Annotated in this window: 3 protein-coding genes and 1 pseudogene; 2 read left to right on the top strand and 2 right to left on the bottom strand. The window is 48.3% G+C overall.

Annotation, left to right across the window (positions count from 1 at the left end; translation table 11 throughout):
• Positions 1-112: 112 nt before the first annotated feature.
• Complete coding sequence (locus EPG66_RS22770) at positions 113-322, bottom strand: DUF6434 domain-containing protein (protein ID WP_182688181.1); 210 nt, start codon at positions 320-322, stop codon at positions 113-115.
• A 736-nt stretch (positions 323-1,058) separates the two neighbouring features.
• Between EPG66_RS22770 and iraP the strand changes: the two genes are divergently transcribed.
• Positions 1,059-1,406: an anti-adapter protein IraP gene (iraP, locus tag EPG66_RS22765; protein WP_182688180.1), complete on the top strand. Its 348-nt coding sequence runs from the start codon at positions 1,059-1,061 to the stop codon at positions 1,404-1,406.
• A gap of 86 nt (positions 1,407-1,492) precedes the next feature.
• Here iraP and EPG66_RS22760 read toward each other — a convergent pair.
• Positions 1,493-1,738 (bottom strand): annotated as a pseudogene (locus EPG66_RS22760) (IS1 family transposase); the annotation flags it as partial.
• Between EPG66_RS22760 and EPG66_RS23190 the strand changes: the two are divergent.
• Positions 1,716-1,913 (top strand): SDR family oxidoreductase, encoded by a 198-nt coding sequence (locus EPG66_RS23190; RefSeq protein WP_281369383.1) that lies wholly within the window; start codon positions 1,716-1,718, stop codon positions 1,911-1,913. The pseudogene EPG66_RS22760 and the gene EPG66_RS23190 overlap by 23 nt on opposite strands.
• Positions 1,914-2,108 lie beyond the last annotated feature (195 nt).

The raw sequence follows: 2,108 nt of genomic DNA, 5'->3' as shown, positions 1-2,108 counted from the left end.
TGATCATATTTTCAACTTGTCCAGGAGAGCTTACAAAATGTCCGCTGCTGGCACAGAGCGGACTTACATGTTGGCCCATGTCCGCTATGAGCGAATACCGGACGTTACTGCCCTAAAGTGGATGTCTGCGCTTCCACTCAGCAACCAAATCACCCGGATTTTTTGGTTCGTCATTTCGTATCCAGGCCATAAACTCGCGATCAAACCGGAAATCTGGACCGCACTCATCCACCATGAAACGGCGGACGTTTTGTGTATTTTTGTAGTTTTTATCCACGATTGTTGAACGTGTTAATGAAGAACTATGCCAGTCAATGTTCACTTGTTGACTCCTGTTTTAAACAAATCAAAGCGGCGTTTAAATTTAACACGCTGACTTTGAGATACCCGCTTTTGGCACAAAGGTGTCTGGCGTGGGAGCAATATACAACCTCATAGCCTCGTATCCTGCCCATACCCGCCATCGATAGCGCCTTCAGACAGTATCCCACAACGACCGGCATCTTTACGTTAAGGCTATTCATTATCCCTGACGCGGCGTATGCTCAAAACGGCAAAAATGTTAAAGGGACGGAACTTTTTTCGCTTATTTTTTCGGTTACAAATGACATGGATTCTAACTTATCCACAAAAGTGGTGGATAAGTTCTGTACAAGTCCTGTGAGCGGCATCAGACCTGACTGCGCACATTATCCGTACGAAGTGTGCTGCCCGCAGCGGGAGAGGCCGGCCGCCAACAGAATTATTACTGCACCCGATTCTCGATCCCTTCTCGCGCCACTGCCTATACAGGCCCCTTCAGAATGCGGAAAAGGCTTCAGCCATTTTCAGTGCCGCCCGGTTCTGCTGCAGGCGAATCATCGACTGGCAGTCGGGCTGTCCATAGCGGGGTCGTTAATACAGCTGTATTTTGTTCGTAGCGTATAAATGCAGAATCAGAACTCTTCAGACACGATTGCTGCAATCATTTCAGGGGTAATGAGGAAGATTTTCAGATAGTGGCTGTAGGCAGGTCTAGCGTGGGTCGTTAAAATCAGCTTTTTACAGGAGTATTCGCTATGAAAAACGTGGTACTGAGCATGCTGACCAAAATTTCACATATCGATGCAGATATGAAACAGCTGACAGCACGCGTTGAGGCACAATCGCTGCTGATTAGCGCGCTTGTACTGGCTGTGAGCAGGCAGGGTGGCGTAACGGAAATGATTGAAAGTGCTAATAAGGCCATCAATACTGTGATTGACTCTGCTGAATCCAATGAAGTTCTTAAATCTGATGCCGCTATTCTGTTAAGCGAGCTACAGAGTCTGTTGAGTATTTCCGCGGCGGTCGACGGTGCGGAGAATGAAATCAATCATGAAGGTCTTGATAAACTGGCCGACGAGACCTCCCCAAGCGGGCAATAAAATTCAAGGTGTCAGTGGCCCGGATTTAAATCTGTTTCTGAGCAGAGTTGTGGGCACCCTGTTCATCTTATTCGGGGCCTGGCAGTTTAGGCCACGATACCGCTATAACAATTGAATGCCCCGATGACTTTCTCATGGAGTTCAACTGAGCGAGAGAAGCAAATCATTCTACGTGCCAGCCGCTTAATGAGGGTACGAAGGGGCAAGTTATTACGCCCGATGCGTTGCGTGAAGATCTTGCCGAACAGGTGTTTCTCCTTCGGCACTTATCTGGCATAGCTGCTCCAGCTGTAGCTGGTAATCATATCGATGCTTAACGGCGTTAACAGAGCCTCATTTGGTGATAATGCCGCAGAGGGGATCGCCTTCCTCACCGCTAAAAGTCCGCTGGGGCGTATCGGAGAGCCGGAAGAAATTGCCTCTGTTTTTTCTTTCCTGTCCAGTGATGCCTCAAGTTATGTGAATGGTATAGAGCTTTTCGCTAAGGGGGGCGCCTCTCAGACCTGACAGGGGATAGGTACGTTCATTTAACAAAATATTACTCTCGCTCACCCGTTGTGTTTGCCCAGAACGCAGATGTCCGCTTATGGCACAAAGCAGACGGTTTTATGACCGGTAGTCCGCTATGAGCGAGGAGCAGACCGTCAGGCTTGCAGCAAGACGGCCAGTTAACTGGCAATAATAATTGAAATTATGCCCATG

It is taken from the genome of Pantoea pleuroti (assembly GCF_014156615.1).
GTDB lineage: Bacteria > Pseudomonadota > Gammaproteobacteria > Enterobacterales > Enterobacteriaceae > Pantoea > Pantoea agglomerans.
This window is presented reverse-complemented; position numbering and strand designations above follow the sequence as displayed.